The sequence below is a fragment of the Halovenus salina genome, from assembly GCF_026410925.1.
In the GTDB taxonomy this organism is placed as follows: domain Archaea; phylum Halobacteriota; class Halobacteria; order Halobacteriales; family Haloarculaceae; genus Halovenus; species Halovenus salina.
Genome location: NZ_CP112972.1, coordinates 2831904 through 2847740 on the forward strand (window position 1 = coordinate 2831904; position 15837 = coordinate 2847740).

General features: G+C 62.1%; 12 protein-coding genes. 7 read left to right on the forward strand and 5 right to left on the reverse strand.

Translation table 11 applies throughout. The annotated features are described in order from the left end of the window. Position 1 precedes the first annotated feature (1 nt). Both cgi121 and OSC37_RS14275 read right to left on the reverse strand, forming a co-directional pair. A complete protein-coding gene (gene cgi121 / locus OSC37_RS14270) occupies positions 2-490 on the reverse strand; it encodes a KEOPS complex subunit Cgi121 (protein WP_267162104.1) in 489 nt (162 codons plus the stop codon). Beyond that, positions 490-2733: an ATP-dependent DNA helicase gene (locus OSC37_RS14275; RefSeq protein WP_267162105.1), complete on the reverse strand. Its 2244-nt coding sequence runs from the start codon at positions 2731-2733 to the stop codon at positions 490-492. Before OSC37_RS14275 ends, cgi121 begins: the two co-directional genes overlap by 1 nt. An 86-nt stretch (positions 2734-2819) precedes the next feature. Here OSC37_RS14275 and OSC37_RS14280 point away from each other — a divergent pair, with 86 nt between their 5' ends. The 7 genes from OSC37_RS14280 (at position 2820) to OSC37_RS14310 (ending at position 11642) form a co-directional block, all read left to right on the forward strand. After that, entirely contained in the window at positions 2820-2981 is a 162-nt protein-coding gene (locus tag OSC37_RS14280) for a preprotein translocase subunit Sec61beta (protein WP_267162106.1), read from the forward strand. A 153-nt stretch (positions 2982-3134) separates the two neighbouring features. Next, complete coding sequence (locus OSC37_RS14285; protein ID WP_267162107.1) at positions 3135-5522, forward strand: methyl-accepting chemotaxis protein; 2388 nt, start codon at positions 3135-3137, stop codon at positions 5520-5522. Positions 5523-5584: 62 nt separating this feature from the next. Next, on the forward strand, positions 5585-6310 hold the full coding sequence (locus tag OSC37_RS14290) for an AAA family ATPase (protein WP_267162108.1): 726 nt from the start codon (positions 5585-5587) through the stop codon (positions 6308-6310). 70 nt (positions 6311-6380) lie between these two features. After that, positions 6381-7547 carry an acyl-CoA dehydrogenase family protein gene (locus OSC37_RS14295; RefSeq protein WP_267162109.1) on the forward strand — a complete coding sequence of 389 codons (1167 nt, stop codon included), beginning with the start codon at positions 6381-6383 and terminating at the stop codon, positions 7545-7547. A gap of 22 nt (positions 7548-7569) precedes the next feature. Next, positions 7570-9363, forward strand: a complete 1794-nt coding sequence (locus OSC37_RS14300) for an acetyl-CoA carboxylase biotin carboxylase subunit (RefSeq protein WP_267162110.1) — start codon at positions 7570-7572, stop codon at positions 9361-9363. Positions 9364-9367: 4 nt separating this feature from the next. Next, positions 9368-11074 (forward strand): acyl-CoA carboxylase subunit beta, encoded by a 1707-nt coding sequence (locus OSC37_RS14305; RefSeq protein WP_267162111.1) that lies wholly within the window; start codon positions 9368-9370, stop codon positions 11072-11074. A gap of 109 nt (positions 11075-11183) precedes the next feature. Continuing rightward, entirely contained in the window at positions 11184-11642 is a 459-nt protein-coding gene (locus OSC37_RS14310; RefSeq protein WP_267162112.1) for an ArsR/SmtB family transcription factor, read from the forward strand. Here the strand turns inward: OSC37_RS14310 and OSC37_RS14315 are convergent. The 3 genes from OSC37_RS14315 to OSC37_RS14325 form a co-directional block, all read right to left on the reverse strand. Continuing rightward, positions 11625-12494 carry a hypothetical protein gene (locus OSC37_RS14315; RefSeq protein WP_267162113.1) on the reverse strand — a complete coding sequence of 290 codons (870 nt, stop codon included), beginning with the start codon at positions 12492-12494 and terminating at the stop codon, positions 11625-11627. The two genes, OSC37_RS14310 and OSC37_RS14315, sit on opposite strands and share 18 nt — an antisense overlap. A gap of 49 nt (positions 12495-12543) precedes the next feature. Then, entirely contained in the window at positions 12544-13752 is a 1209-nt protein-coding gene (locus OSC37_RS14320) for a LolA-like protein (RefSeq protein WP_267162114.1), read from the reverse strand. A gap of 83 nt (positions 13753-13835) precedes the next feature. Then, positions 13836-15734: a rhomboid family intramembrane serine protease gene (locus OSC37_RS14325; protein WP_267162115.1), complete on the reverse strand. Its 1899-nt coding sequence runs from the start codon at positions 15732-15734 to the stop codon at positions 13836-13838. Positions 15735-15837: the final 103 nt, after the last annotated feature.

The following is a 15837-nucleotide window of genomic DNA, read 5'->3' on the forward strand; positions in this document are numbered from 1 at the left end:
GTTAGCGGTCGACAACAAGCATGGCGACGCGCTCACAGATGAGGTCCGCGAGATCGCCTGTCGTCGCGTCGAGTTCCCGCTCGCTGATGTCGAAAAACGACCGGACTCGCTCGGGGTCGTACTCGCCGAGTGTCTCGCCGGGTTCGAGCAACTCTCGGAGGTCGCCGGCGGCCGCCGTCTCGTCGCCGCCGACGACGACGGCAACGACCGGCGACGTTCCCTTGGAGATGCCCATCTCAAGGGCATCCCGTATCTGTCGACGTCCGGCTGCATACAGCAGTATCTCGACGCCGGGGTCCTCGGCGATAGCGTTTCCCCTGTCTCGTTCTCGGTGTGCGACTTCGACCGCACGGTTGAGGTGGTCTCGGCTGACGACGTAGCGGGCGTCGAAGGCCTGAACGGTCGCGTCGTAGTCCTCACCTATCGCATCGAGACGGCTTACGAACCGATCGATGTCGTCGACGTCTGCGGTTCCCTCGATAACCTGCATCAGAAATCACCCAGATTAGACTGGTCGTTTGCGGTTGCTGGCTCGTCGGCCTCGTCGTCGACGGTCACGTCGGCGTCGGGTTCGACACTCTCCATCGACGGGTCGCGGTGGCCGGCGTTTTCGAGAATGTTCTCGGCGGTTTTTTCACGGCCACGAAGCGCCGCCAACACCCTCGATTTGTCAGCCTCGCGCAGGTCGGCGCGGGTCTCGATGCCTGCGTCGAACAGCCGCCGTGCCCGTTTGCGACCGACGCCGCGGACGCCGGCGAGGTCGACCAGTTCTGCGCGCACGCCGTGTTCGACCCTGGTGCGGGCCTCGCGAATGTCCGGACCAAGCCCGAGGTCGCGTTCCGTCGCCAGCGACTCGGCGGCCCCGAGCAGCCACTGGGCGGTGTCGACCTTCGAGCGGATGTCGCCCGGGCCGATGCCGTAGCGTTCGGTGATCTCGTCTTCCTCCTCCTCGCTGGCCCAGTCTTCGAGCAGTCGCGCGGTCTTCAGCGCCGACAGCCAGTCCTCGAACCCCTCCTCGAACTCGGAGGGGGTCGACCCGAGAAGCTCCTCCTCGCGCTCGTAGGCGAGCATCGTGTACTCCTCCTCGTCGCCCGAACGCAGATACAGCTCGTACATGTCCGGTGTTCGGCTGACCAGATGGTACAGACCCAGCGCAGTCGGCTCCTCGGCGTCCTCCAGGCCGTGGAGGATTTCGGCGGCGCTCATCGGGTCCAGGTAGAGCCGCGAGACGGTGTGTCCCAGGTTCGACGCCGTGATTTCGCTTCCCTCACGGTCGAGAAAGCCGTTCACGTCGAGGTAGTCGATAACGTCGTCGACCACCGTTTCGAGCCGGCCGCGTTCGGCGGTCTGTTGGGCGTACAGTGTGCTTTCGAGGAAATCGAGCAGTCCGCTCCGGGAGTTAGCAAAGCCGGAGGCGACGGTGGCGAGGATATGTGTGCGCAGCGCCGGCTCGGCAGCCAGCTTCGACTCGACGGGCTCAGGGTCGGCCCAGACGTATCGCTCGAACAGCTCGTCGAGTTCGTCGTGGCTCTTTGCCACCAGAACGGCCTCGCCGTAGGGGTCCCGCCCGGGCCGACCGGCACGACCCATCATCTGGTGGACCTCCAGCACCGAGAGGGGTTGCATCCCGCCGGCTGTCCCGTCGTACCGTCGCCAGTCCCGGACGACCACCCGCCGGGAGGGCGTGTTGACGCCGGCGGCCAGCGTCGGCGTCGCGCAGACGACCTTGACCAACCGGTTGCGGAAGGCCTCCTCGACGAGACTGCGGTGGTCGCGTGCTAGCCCGGCGTGGTGAAACGCCGCTCCCTGTTCGACGGCAGCGGCGAGGTCGTCGCTCGTCTCTGTGTCGCTCACTTCTCGTATCTCCTCGGCTATCTCGGCGAGCTGATCGCTCTCCTCGGGCGAACAGAACGGCTCCGTCGTACTTCCGAGCCGCCGGGCGGCCGACTCGGCGTTGCGCCGGGAGTTGACGAACACGAGCGTCGACCCGTCCTCCTCCAGCGTGTCCCGGATGATAGCGGCCGGCTGGTCCTCGTTTCCTCGCACCGGAACCCGGCTCTGGCTCCCGTCTTCGAGGTGGAGGGCGTCTCCGAAGTGGACGCCCTTCTGAAGCTCTATCGGCCGCCAGGTTGAGTCGACTAGATCGGCGTCGAGCCAGGCTGCGAGTTCGTCGGCGTTCCCGATTGTCGCCGAGAGTGCGACCGTCTGGAGGTCGGGGTTGAGCGACTGGAGTTTGGCGAGTGTCACCTCGAGGGTCGGCCCGCGGTGGCTGTCGTCGACGAGGTGAACCTCATCGGCGACGACACACGAGAGGTCCTCCAGCCAAGGAGCGTCGTTGCGCACGAGCGAGTCGACTTTCTCGCTGGTCGCGACGATGATGTCCTTGCCGGCGAGCCAGCCGCCGTCGGACTCGTAGTTCCCCGTCGAGACACCCACGTCGAGGCCGTATTCCTCGAAGGCCGCGAACTCCTCGTGTTTCTCAGTCGCGAGCGCCCGAAGTGGGACGATATACAGCGCTTTCCCACCGCCGTCGTCGGCGATGCTCGACAGCATCGCCAGCGTCGAGACGAGTGTCTTCCCGCTTGCCGTCGGGATGGCGGCGACGAGGTTCGCACCCTCGGTGACACCACGGTCGACGGCTTCTGCCTGTGGCGGATACAGGGAGTCGATTCCCTCAGATTCGAGATACCCCTGGAACCAATCTGGCACTCCGGGGATGTCCGCAACGTCCATTGACGATTCTTTGGGCCGTCCGGCTGTTTAAAGGTTCGTTCGGCCGGGTCGAAACGTTTAGGAGGGCACGCCGGAGAAATACAGGTATGAGCTCACAAGAAAGTGGCTCGGGCCTCATGTCGAGTGCCGGCCTTGTCCGGTATTTCGACTCCGAAAAGAACCAGGGCCCGGTCCTGGACCCGAAAACTGTCGTCGCATTCAGCGTGCTGCTCGGTACGCTCGTGTTGATGCTGAACGCGTTCGCATAGCAAACCAGTTCCGCGCAGTTTTCTTCTGTCTTGGTGTCAGTTACGAGCGGTTCCATGACAACTGTTGACGAAGAACAGTTATGACGACCATATTCGATGTGTGTACTGGATGATGATACGTCACGGTAACATTACACAGGGAATGATATTTCGATGAGTGAGAACGATTCAGAACGCTCGGTCTCGATTGGTCGGTGGATAGATAGCTTCCGGCGCTACCTGTCGGTTGTGGTCCCGGGATTCATCAGACGGAATCTTACAATAAAGCTTCTCACAATCCTGTTGCTTGGGGCGCTTGTGAGTGGCGGAGCTGTGGTGGTGTTGTACGACAGCATCGACGATGGGCTGACCGAACAGGTCGACTCCCAGGTACAGTCCGACGCTACCCTCCATGCCAGTCTCTACAACAAGTGGCTCAACGACCAGTGGGGGGTGTTGAGTTCGGCGAGCACCGACGGCGAAATTCTCGCAGACGACCAACAGGAGCTAATCGCCTGGCTCAGTGATGTCAGTCAGAATCTCGGCCAGGAAGTCACACAGGTCTACGTGGCCAACGGCGACAGCGGCGAAATTATCGGCAGCTCACTGGCTCAAGATAGCGGTGTGAATCTCTATGACCAGGGGCTCTCGACGGAGAACATCGGTGAGGGTGTCTTTATCTCGGAACCGTTGCAACTTCCTGGCGACGACACGAACACGACACTCCTCGGTAGCCGCACGGTCGCTGGACGGTTCATCGCGGCGGCGGTACCGACGAACACGTCGCTTGTGCCGACACAGGATTTCGAGGGAAGTGAGACGATGTTGCAGTCGCTTAACGGGCAACGGCTGCTCGGACCGCCCTCCGAAGAGACCCAGACATTCGTCGCCGACCTCGAAAGGGACACGTTCCAGACCCAGATGGCCGATGTGGACGGGATGATTGTGGGAAGCAGGACGCTGTCACACTCACAGGATAGCGGCTTCTCCCGTGACAGATACGTCCCCAACGAGACGATCGGTACGGTTGTCGTCCACACGGTGCCACAGGACCAGGCATTCGCTCTCCGCGACCAGATTTCCGGTGACATTGTCTTTGCTTTCGGGGTGACGTTCGTGTTACTCATCGCGACGGCGTTGGTGTCGATGCGGTCGGTGACCGGCGCAATCGACGACCTCTCGAAGCGCACACAAAAGATACGTGACGGTAATTTCGACGTGACTGTGTCGTCATCGCGTACCGACGAAATCGGGACGCTTTATTCGTCGGTTGCACAGATGCGGGACTCCCTGAGTGAGCAAATTCAGGAGGCACAGTCGGCGATGGAGCAAGCAGAGGAGGCACAGACAGACGCCGAACACGCACGAGAGGAGGCTGAACAGGCACGACTCGAAGCAGAGGAGGTGAGCGAGCGACTTGAACAGAGAGCCAGGGAGTACTCGGAGGTGCTCGCGGCCTTCGCGGACGGTAACCTCACCGCCCGGATGGACACCGATACCGACAACGAGGCGCTGTCTCAAATTGCCGGGTCGTTCAACGAGATGGCGACCGACCTGGAGGAGACAATCATCCACATCCGCGAATTTGCCGGCGAGGTTGACGAGTCGAGCGACCGAATCGCCGACAGCGCTCAGGAGATCAAACAGACGAGTGACGACGTGAGCCGCTCGATGCAACAGACAGCCGAAGACGCCGAGCGCCAGAACGAAGACATCCAGCGCGCCTCTAACCGCGTCATGGACCAGTCGGCCTCTATCGAGGAGGTCGCCGCCTCGACGAACGAGGCCGCCACCCAGTCACGGCGCGCGGCGGCACTCAGCGACGACGGTCAGGAGTATGCCGATAGGACGACCAGCGAGATGACGACCGTCCAGACCCAGACTGAGGAGATGGTCAAGGAGGTCGAGCAACTCGAAGACGAGGTCGCCGCTATCGGCGAGATTGTCGAACTCATCGAGGATATCGCCGAGCAGACGAATATGCTGGCGCTGAACGCCTCTATCGAGGCCGCCCGCGCCGGTGAGGCCGGCGAGGGCTTTGCGGTTGTCGCCGACGAAATCAAGAGCCTCTCCGAGGAGACGCAAGACGCGACCGACGAGATAGAAGCACTTGTCGGCCGCGCACAGCGCTCGACCGACGACGTTGTCACCGACATTCAGGGGATGCGCGAGAGCGTTGAAACCGGCATCGAAACCGTCGAGGGAACCGTCGATGTCTTCCAGAACATCGCCACTGCCGTCGAGGAGGTCGACCAGACCATCCAGTCCATTAGCGACGCGGTCGATAACCAGGCGAGCGCGGCCGAGGAAATCGAGTCGCTTGTCGGAGACATTGGCGAAGTCAGTGAAGCGACGACAGCAAACGCAACCGACGTGGCGGCCGCAGTCGAGGAACAGACCAGCGCTGTCTCGGAGGTCAGCCGCCAGATAGAGGGACTTTCCGAGCAGGCGACGACCCTCCAAGAGATGACCGACGAGTTCCAGACCGGCAGTGAGGACGCCTCGGCTACAGCGACGGAGGAACCGATCGACGACTCGACGGACAAGGGAACCGACGACTGACGGAGCCGGCCCCGGAGTTCTCGAACGCACATTTTTATACTGGGGAGCGAACACCGCATACTATGACACGGATTGTGGCGGTGGTCGGGACCGCTGGGGGAGTCGGAACGACGCGGTTGACCGTCGAGTGTGGCGCGACGCTCGCGCGGACGGGACGCGACGTTGCGCTCGTCGATGCGGACTTCAGTACGCAGGGGCTTCGCTCCTACGTCGACGCCGACGTGGAGGCCGACGTGACCGCGCTGTTGACCGAGGAAGCCTCTCTCGGTGACGTACTCTATGACATTTCCACCGATACCGAGGGAAGGCTGGTCGCTGCGCCGGCACGAGCCCCGTTCGAACGGCTAGCGCGGGCACAGACAGCGGGCGCGGCACAGCGGCTAGAGCGTCAGCTTGCGGCGTCGTCGCTCTCACACGATGTGGTGCTTGTAGACACACCACCGCTTACCGGCAATCATGCCGTCGCGGCGGTCAACGCTGCCGAGCGTGTCGCGCTCGTGGCTGGCGATACGCCCCGTGGTAGGGACGGACTCGCGCTGTTGCGTGGCCGACTGCAGGATATCGGCGCGTCGGGAGACGTTGTGCTCAGAAACCGCGCGACCGGCCATCTCTCGGAGGGTATCGGGATACCCGAGAGCGACGAGACAACTGCCACAAATGCACCCAGCTGTCCGACGCCAGACTCCGACTTCGCGCCGGCAGTTGCGGACGCAGTCGAAGCGATGCTCGACATCTCGCTCGACCTCGACTTTCCCGCCGGGAGCCGACTGGAGCAGATTCGGGGGTAGGTCGATTCGACGCGGACTCAAAATATAGCAACTACTAAGATAGTTACCGCTCTATATTGGATAGCGACCCATGAATTTTGATGATGATCCGACGCACTCGCTCATCCGGGATACAGCGACCGAGATAGCAGAGGAGTACGGGCCTGCATACTGGCGTGAAAAGGAAGAAAACGGCGAGTTCGGCGAGGAGTTCTGGGATGAACTCGCCGAGGCAGACTTCCACGGGCTTATGATACCCGAGGAGTACGGCGGTGCGGGGATGGGGATGCAGGAGATGGGCATCGCCATGGAGACACTCTGTGCACAGGGCTGTGGAATGGCCGGCACCTGGTATCTCGTCTTGACCGCTGGGATGGCCGCCGTCGGTATCACCAAACACGGCACTGAGGAACAAAAGGAAAAGTATCTGCCCGATATCGCCGCCGGCAAGCGGAACTTCTCTATCGGCATCACCGAGCCAAAGGCCGGAACCAACACCCTGAACGTGGCCACGCGAGCCGAGAAAGACGGCGACGAGTACATCCTCAACGGCGACAAGGCGTGGATTACCTTCTCGGACCGCGCGGAGAACATGATTCTGGTCACGCGGACGACGCCGCGTGACGAGGTCGAGAAACCCACCGATGGCATCAGCCTGTTCATTCTCGACATGGACAGCCCAGACATCGAGGTGTCGCCGATTGACAAACACGGGATCAACTACTCGAAATCCTGTGAGGTTTTCATCGAGGGTCACCGCGTCCCCGAGGAGAACCTCCTCGGTGAGGAGGACAACGGCTGGTGGGCGCTGGTCGACACGCTCAACCCAGAACGGATCGGGTTTTCGGCCGCGGCAACCGGTATCGGCAAGCTGGCTGCCGAGACCGCTATCGACTACACGAACGAGCGCGAGGTCTTCGGTGCACCAATCGGCACCCACCAGGCGGTCTCGTTCCCCATCACGGAGGCGTACGCCAAGATGGAGACGGCCGCGCTGATGCGCCAGAAGGCAGCCTGGCTCTACGACCAGGGTGAGGAGTGTGGCTACGAGACCAACGTCGCGAAAGCCGTCGCCGTCGAGGCTGGCATTGAGGCGGTCAAACAGTCGATGCAGGCCTTCGGCGGCTGGGGGTACGCCAAGGAGTACGATGTCGAGCGCTGGTGGCGCGAGGTCAACCTCACCCGGCTCGCCCCCGTCTCTCAGCAGATGGCCTACAACCACATCGGCCAGCAGATCGGCTTCCCCAAATCCTACTAACCCTCCCTTTCATCTCATAACTATGTTCGACAAAGTCCTGGTCGCGAACAGAGGCGAGATTGCTGTTCGCGTCATGGCGGCTTGCGAGGAGCTTGGTATCGAGACAGTCGCAGTCTACAGCGACGCTGACAGGGACAACGGCCACGTCGAATACGCCGACGAGGCGTACAACGTCGGCCCCGCCCCTGCTAGTGACTCCTATCTCGACCAGGAGACTATCGTCGAGACCGCAACCGAGGCGGGTGCCGACGCAATCCACCCCGGCTACGGATTCCTGGCCGAGAACGCCGAGTTCGCCCGACGAATCGAGGAGACCGACGAACTCACGTGGGTCGGTCCGCCCAGCGACGCGATGGAGCAACTCGGCGAGAAGACCCGCGCCAGACAGGCGATGCAGGCCGCGGACGTGCCTGTCGTTCCGGGAACGACCGAACCCGTCGACTCGCCCGAGGAGGTCCGCGAGATAGGCGAGGAGTTCGGCTACCCGGTCGCAATCAAAGCCGAGGGTGGCGGCGGCGGCCGCGGTATGCAGATTGTCCACGACCCAGCGGATGTCGACGACGCCCTAGAGACAGCCAAACGGGAGGGGAAAGCCTACTTCGACAACGATTCGGTCTACGTCGAGAAGTACCTCGCGGCACCCAAACATATCGAGGTCCAGATTCTCGCCGACGAACACGGCAACGTCCGCCATCTGGGTGAACGCGACTGCTCCTTGCAGCGTCGCCACCAGAAGGTCATCGAAGAAGCGCCCAGCCCGGTACTGGACGAGGGGCTGCGCGAACAGATTGGCGACGCGGCCCGCCGTGGGGTGCGCGAGGCTGGCTACACCAATGCTGGCACCGTCGAGTTCCTCGTTGAGGATGGCGAGTTCTATTTCATGGAGGTAAACACCCGCATTCAGGTCGAACACACCGCCACCGAGGAGGTGACGGGTATCGACATCGTCCGCTGGCAGCTTCGTGTGGCGGCGGGTGAGGAACTCGACTTCTCACAGGACCAAGTCGATATCGAGGGCCACGCCATCGAGTACCGTATCAACGCCGAAAATCCCGCAGACGACTTCGCGCCGACGCCTGGCACACTGGAGACCTACGATCCGCCGGGGTCCATCGGCATCCGGCTCGACCACGCGGTCAATCAGGGTGACGAAATCGGCGGTGACTACGACTCGATGATTGCCAAGCTCATCGTCGCCGGCGAGGACCGCAACCACTGCATCGAGCGCTCGAAGCGCGCGCTCGAACACTTCGAGGTTGAGGGCGTTCACACGATCATTCCGTTTCATCGGCTGATGTTGACCGACGAGGCGTTCGTCGAAGGGAGCCACACCACGAAGTACCTCGACGAAGAACTCGACGAGGCCAAAATCGCCGACGCCGTCGAGCGCTGGGGGACCGAACCGCTGGCAGACGGTAGCGAGAGCAGCGAGACCCACGAACTCACAATCGAGGTCGACGGCAAGCGCCACGACGTGGTGCTCGAAGACCTCCCACAGAGTGCCGCTACCGAGACCGACGAGACTGACGACACGAGCGAAGACGACCCCGCGGACAGTGCAGCAAGCAGTTCCGGCAGCGACGATGAGGCTGCGACGATGACCGACGGTGCCATCACCGCCGAGATGCAGGGAACTATCCTCTCGGTCGACGTTGCGGTAGGTGACGAAGTCACAGAGGGCGACATCATCTGCGTGCTGGAGGCGATGAAGATGGAAAACGACGTAGCCGCCCCTGCAGGGGGGACCGTCGCGAGCGTCGAGGTAGAGTCTGGTGATGCCGTCGATATGGGTGACTCCCTCATCGTCCTGGAGTGATACTATGAAGGTACGCGTCTCCGAGGATACGACCGAACAGGAGGCCGAGATTATCGGCGAGGCTCTCGCTGCACAGTACTACGACGATGTGACCGTCGTCGCCGGCGACAGACAGCTCGTCGAGGTTCCGTATCTTGGGCCCGGTCACGTGCCGGGGCCAGAGCCCGAGATGGGGCCAACAGAACGAGAGGAGAAGATCTGGGAAGAAATCGCCGAGATCAACGCGGGCGGTCCAGAGAAGTACAAAGAACAGCTTCCCGACCAGGGCAAGCAGTTCGTCCGCGACCGCATCGACCAGTGGTTTGAGGACGGCTTCCTGTTTGAGGACGGCCGGTTCGCCGAGTTCGACGCCGACGATACGCTGCCAGCCGACGGCCTGATTACGGGCGGTGCCGAGTTCGAAGGCCGGGACATCCACTTCATGGCAAACGACTACACGGTCAAACGCGGCAGCATGGCCGCTAAGGGTGTCGAGAAGTTCCTCCGGATGCAACAGCGCGCCCTCAAGACCGGCCGTCCGGTGCTGTATCTGATGGATTCCTCAGGTGGCCGTATCGACCAGCAGACCGGGTTCTTCGCTAACAGGGAGGGTATCGGGAAATACTACTACAACCACTCCATGCTCTCGGGACGTGTCCCACAGATCTGTGTCCTCTATGGACCCTGTATCGCCGGCGCGGCCTACACCCCCGTCTTCGCCGACTTTACCATCATGGTCCGGGACATGTCCGCGATGGCGATTGCGAGCCCGCGGATGGTCGAGATGGTGACCGGCGAGGAAATCTCGATGGATGACCTCGGTGGTCCCGACGTTCACTCCCAGTACTCGGGCAGCGCGGACCTGGTTGCCGACGACGAGGAACACGCCCGCGAACTGGTCGCACAGCTCATCACGTATCTGCCGGACAACAGCGACAAGGAGCCGCCACAGACGGAGGGCAGACATCCGGCAACTTCGCCCAAAGACATCGACAGCATCATCCCACAGGACCCGAACCGCGGCTACGACATGACCGACCTCATCGACTGCGTGGTCGACGCCGGCTCGTGGTTCGAACTCCAGCCCGAGTTTGGCCCGGAGATGCTCACCGGCTTCGCCCGCATCGACGGCCGTCCGGTCGGTATCGTCGCCAACCAGCCGGCACAGCGCGCTGGGGCAATCTTCCCCGACGCTGCACAGAAGGCCGCCGAGTTCATCTGGAAGTGCGACGCATTCAACGTTCCGTTGCTCTATCTCGCCGACACGCCCGGCTTCATGGCCGGCTCCCAGGTCGAGAAAGAAGCCATCCTCGAGAAGGGCAAGAAGATGATTTACGCCACCTCGTCGGCGACGGTGCCAAAACAGTGTGTCGTCGTTCGGAAGGCCTACGGCGCGGGCATCTACGCCATGTCTGGCCCGGCCTACGACCCCGAGTCCACGATTGCACTTCCCTCGGGCGAGATTGCCATCATGGGGCCGGAGGCAGCAATCAACGCGGTCTACGCCCGCAAACTCGCGGAAATCGACGACCCCGAAGAGCGCAAACAGCGCGAACAGGAACTCCGCGAGGAGTACCGCGAGGACATCGACGTCCACCGGATGGCCAGTGAGGTCGTCATCGACGAGATTGTCCCGCCGAGTACACTCCGCAAGGAACTCGACGCCAGATTCGAGTTCTACGAGACCGTCGACAAGGACCTGCCGGACAAGAAACACGGGACCATTCTGTAGCTGTTTCATCCCGTCGTGTCGCGGCTGTCGTAACTCAAAATCATCTTTGAGTTATCAGAGCTTTTTATGTGAACGGTACACAAGAGATCATAGCGACCAGTTCCGAACTATGGCACGACTGTTACCCTCGCAAACGGAGTCATCTACCGAGCGAGACGACCCCGCTGTATTCTACATCGACGACGAGCGGACGGCAGAGATGATATCGACGCTGTCCGGCGAGACCGCACTGACGATTTTTCGGATGCTCGATGACGACGCCCTCACCGCCTCGGAGATTGCCGACGACCTCGACCTCTCGGTCCAGAACACAACCTACCACCTGGAGAACCTCCAGGACGCCGGCCTGGTCGAGGTCATCGACACCTGCTATTCGGAAAAAGGCCGAGAGATGGAGATTTTCACCGCTGCGAGAGAGCCAAAGATACTCGTGCTCGGCTCGAAAGACGAGGGGAAGACCATCCGTCGCGCATTCACGACGCTCGCGGGCGCGGTCGGTGTCTCTGCTATCGCGCTCGCGGCCTGGAGCTCGCTGTCACAGCTGGGGCGGCTACTCGTCGAGCGCTGACGCCAGCGAGTTGTCGACGTACTGGTGAACGAACAGTCCCGAGTACAGCGCAGTCACCGTCAAATCGAACAGAAAGCGGAGTCCGCTGCCAGCCGACAGTCCAAACGAGCGGACGACGACCGTGGTCCCCTCGAACTCGAACGAGAGCGCAATCGGCGCGCCGGACTCGGCAACTGTCGTATCCAGCACGGACCCAACTGCGAGTAACACGGTGAACCCTGCGAGGACGAGACCGACTCGGAGGCGATGGACGCTCGTCAGCCGCCAGCTCACGCGGATCGCATCAAGCGGGCCGTACCCACCCACGAAACACGCCTCTGGAACGAAACAGCACTTGAGCAACACGTAGACCACCCCGAGCAGGAGAACCGCGAGCGCACCGAAGTCTGCGACAACCGGAGCAAACCCAATGGTAGTCGTCACGGTCCGGACGGCGGGTAAGACCACCGAAACGACCAGCAGCGTAACACCTGCGAGGCCGACGACGATAGCGAGCGCTGAACCGACAAACGCCGGCAGTCTGGCGAGTGCAAGGCGGAGTGCCCGCCGTGACGGGACCGTCTCACGGCCGAGCAGTTCCTGTGCGACGATGCCGATATAGCCCCGGCTGAAGAAGACGCCGACGACACTGACCACCGCAAGCACGAGGGCCAGTCCGGGCGAGACGACCAGGGTTCCGAGCTGTATCAGCCCCATCCCACCGAGTACAAGCACGATGGACGGTCTGGCCAGCGGAATCGTCGTGCTCCACGAAAAGACATCGGCGAGCGACCGGTGTATCACCTCGTGGTCGATTTCCTGACACCGGAGACAGCCACAGCCATCCACGTCCTCGTGTCTTCGAATCTTCATTGTTCTCCCGAGCTGTCGCTGTTATCGCTGGACATCGTTCGAGAGCGGGTCAACAACCGATAGATTTGGCGACATCGATGAGCGTCTGGGCGGTCGGAGGACCTCGGACCCGGAAGGTGAGTCGATTGCACTGTCGAACCACCTCCATTCCCGTATCTGTGACGACGAGTTCTCCATCGACCCCGGAGAGACTCTCGCGTCGAATCTCGACGTTATGATAGAACGATGGCGAGTCGTTCGGCGAGATTGATACCGACAGCTGTGTCCCACTGTCGTGGTCACTGTAGAGCAACAACACGGCGTGGGAACTGTCCTGATACTTAACCCTCGCGCGGTCGAACGTGTAGCCATCCGGCGTCTCGGGTATCGGCAACTCGAAGGGCACAGCTTCGCCCGCTGCCTGGGCGCTTTCGAACAGTTGGGTATCGGCCCTGTCGCGGTCCTGTCTTGCTGTCTCTTCTCTTCGTGTTGATTCGTTGGTTGTCTCAGCAGACGCTGTTTCGCTCGCTGTGTTCTCCTCTCCAGATGTATTGAGTACGGGACGCGTGTTCTCGACAGCCGAGCCGACGGTTAGCTCCTTGTACTCTCGTGTCGCCGTCGCCAGGACCGTTCCGTCTTCGTCGGTCCATTCAACGGTCTGTTTGATCGGATAATACGTCTCCGTATCGATCCACCAGGTCTCCTGTGAGAGGAGCCATCGCTGGTGTGTCGCCTCGTGGAGGGGGACATGATACTCGATGTTGCCGGCGTCGATATCGAGAGACAGGCTTGCTGTCGTCTCCGTGGGTGGTGACAGCTCGACGACATATGCGGTCCGACCGTCGACAGACTCCATACCGACGTAGTTACTCTTGTAGTGGGTGAGAACCACTTCCGGTGACGCGCCTGGACTCCAAAGCTCGTCGAACCAGAACTGGGTCATCCCGTCCTCTTGTACCGCGCGACTGTTGGTATCGCCGCGTGTGTCAGGTTGTGCGCCGTTGCGGGCGACCCGTGTGTCGGTATCTTTTCGGAGAATCTCGATGTACCCTTTCTTTGCGGTCCGGTGGACAGTGACCGTCTGTGTCATCGTTCCGTTCGGATCCGTTATCGTCTGCTCGTGGACGACCCTGACTGGGTCTTCTTCGAGCGATTCGATGGCTTTCTCGATTAGTTCGGTAGCGTCCGGTTCGGCGTCGCTAGGCCCAACTCCTGCCGGCAACACAACGAGGAGACTGACTACCACCCCAACCATGACGAACCGGAACCGGTCGACCATCCTCAACGCGAGTTACAGAATAACACACAAAAAGTGTTTGGGAGTGTTTCCCCGCCTGAAACACTGGTGACCAGATATTGTTGTCACTCTTTCTGTGCAATTGCAACGCGTGACTCTGCAGTCGACGCAAAGAGTGTCACCGTACCGTCGTGTGGCTCCGTGGTGAAGGTGAGGGAGTCGACAGTCACCGACTCACCGGGTGTCGGAATCAGTGCCGACCCGACCGCCTCACCGTCACGAGTAACAGTGAGGCCAAACCCACTGTCGGTCGGGACGAGGACGACCCGGTTGCCAGCGAGTATTACAGACGCACGGGAGGGTCCCGAAGTGAACGACCGGACCCGTTCCGTGTCGGTTTCGAGGTCGACAACGTAGACCGAATCGTTCCCGACGACGTTCCAGCCGGTCCGCTCGGCCCGGACGGTCTCTCGCCAGCCGACCCCGCCGACCGGTACCGTCGCCGACCCCTCGTGAGCGAGTATCTCGTCACTGACTGTCGCGCTCCAGACGTACCGTCGTTCACTCACGACGACGAGGCCGCTATCGGTGGTATCTGTGCGCGCACTCGTGACATCCTCGCCGTAGCTCACGTGGTAATCGCCGACCGTGACGTCACCGTCTGGGATGGCGTTGTCGTCCATTCCGAGAGAGTTTCCGGCCACGCTCGGCAACGCGATGACCACTGTAACGAGGACAAGTGCGGCAAACAGCAGCCGTCGTGAAGTCACCGGCCACCCCGCGACGCCGTCCGGCACAACCAGCAGCGCACCGGGGACCGCCAGTGCGGGCACGATTGCGAGCACCGACAACACAATCATCGTCTCGGTCCCAAAGAGCGCGAACGCACCACCGGCGACTGCCAGACTCCCGACCAGCCAGAGCACCCCGAAGCCGCGGACCGCAAGCGAGACGCGGTCGGTCGCGGCGCTGTTCTCGCTCGTCGCGATGTAGGTAATCAGCATCGAGAGGACCAGAACGAAGATGATACCGATTCCCTGATACCGGACGAACGTGCCGCCGTCTGCAGTCGAGAGTTGCCACAGTCCCTGGACTGTCGCCACCAGCACGGTCGCCCCAAACAGCCGCGCCGGGTCGGGCAGACTGTCGCGGTGCCACAGCAGACCCAGCGCGAGGGCGACGCCGATGAGGAATCCGAGCAGGTGGGCCTGGACGTTGACGCCGGCCCACGAGGGCGGGCGGGGCGGCCCGCTCCCGGCGGTCGCCCGGAGCACCGGTGTCAGAAACGTGTTCAACAGCGTGTTCAGCAGACTCGCTCCCAGCAGGGCAACGGCCGTGAGCACAGGGTACCGCAGGAGGACGAATCCGAGAAAGGCAAAGACCGTCCCGGAGAATCCGAGCGACCAGCCCAGCGCGTACAGGGAGGTGAGCAGGCTGACCACGAGGACAACGCCGGGAAAGATGACGAGCGCACGCACGACCGGCCGGTCCCGGAGGCGGACGCCGGGCTGTGCTGTGTCGTCTCGTTGGGTAGCGGGGTCCTCGCTTGGAATCCCCTCGTCCGGACTGGTATCGAACTCGGCCGGCTCGGGCGTCTCGGGAACACGGGGGTCGAGAGACCGCGCGGGGGACTGTATCCCGTGTCGCTCGTGGGGATAGTGGCCCCAGATGAACTCCGCCAGGGGCGCGAGTAGGATTGTCGTGAGCATGTTCCCGAGCAGGTGGGAGGGTGAGGCGTGTGCGAACGCCGAGGTGACCATTCCCGTCGCGTAGGGGTACGCCCAGTTCCGGAAAGCGACGACGACCGGCTCGTTCCAGTGTCGAAGGCCGCTCTGGGCGAACAGGTAAAACGCGAACACACCGACGACGACGACCAGACTGCCCCAGGGGACGCCGTAGAGGAACCGGTCGGTGAGAACGCGCCGGACACGCCGTCGACCCGCAAGCGAGACGCCGAACAGAACCGCGACGAGCGCCGTGACAGCGACGCCGACCCGCGTCAGCGTCGTCACATCGACTACCATATCTCTCCATGTGGACCGGCGGATAGTGAAAGGTCTGGTCGTGGTTCGTGGCGGGCCCGAAACAAGTCACCTACTAATTTATGTCCACCGTCAGTACCGCTCA

Excerpts from the sequence above, each read along its gene's own strand:
- OSC37_RS14295 (WP_267162109.1), top strand. The coding sequence starts at position 6,381 with ATGAATTTTGATGATGATCCGACGCACTCGCTCATCCGGGATACAGCG.
- OSC37_RS14325 (WP_267162115.1), bottom strand. The coding sequence starts at position 15,734 with ATGGTAGTCGATGTGACGACGCTGACGCGGGTCGGCGTCGCTGTCACG.
- OSC37_RS14305 (WP_267162111.1), top strand. The coding sequence starts at position 9,368 with ATGAAGGTACGCGTCTCCGAGGATACGACCGAACAGGAGGCCGAGATT.
- OSC37_RS14300 (WP_267162110.1), top strand. The coding sequence starts at position 7,570 with ATGTTCGACAAAGTCCTGGTCGCGAACAGAGGCGAGATTGCTGTTCGC.
- OSC37_RS14280 (WP_267162106.1), top strand. The coding sequence starts at position 2,820 with ATGAGCTCACAAGAAAGTGGCTCGGGCCTCATGTCGAGTGCCGGCCTT.
- OSC37_RS14315 (WP_267162113.1), bottom strand. The coding sequence starts at position 12,494 with ATGAAGATTCGAAGACACGAGGACGTGGATGGCTGTGGCTGTCTCCGG.
- OSC37_RS14310 (WP_267162112.1), top strand. The coding sequence starts at position 11,184 with ATGGCACGACTGTTACCCTCGCAAACGGAGTCATCTACCGAGCGAGAC.
- OSC37_RS14320 (WP_267162114.1), bottom strand. The coding sequence starts at position 13,752 with ATGGTCGACCGGTTCCGGTTCGTCATGGTTGGGGTGGTAGTCAGTCTC.
- cgi121 (WP_267162104.1), bottom strand. The coding sequence starts at position 490 with ATGCAGGTTATCGAGGGAACCGCAGACGTCGACGACATCGATCGGTTC.
- OSC37_RS14275 (WP_267162105.1), bottom strand. The coding sequence starts at position 2,733 with ATGGACGTTGCGGACATCCCCGGAGTGCCAGATTGGTTCCAGGGGTAT.
- OSC37_RS14290 (WP_267162108.1), top strand. The coding sequence starts at position 5,585 with ATGACACGGATTGTGGCGGTGGTCGGGACCGCTGGGGGAGTCGGAACG.
- OSC37_RS14285 (WP_267162107.1), top strand. The coding sequence starts at position 3,135 with ATGAGTGAGAACGATTCAGAACGCTCGGTCTCGATTGGTCGGTGGATA.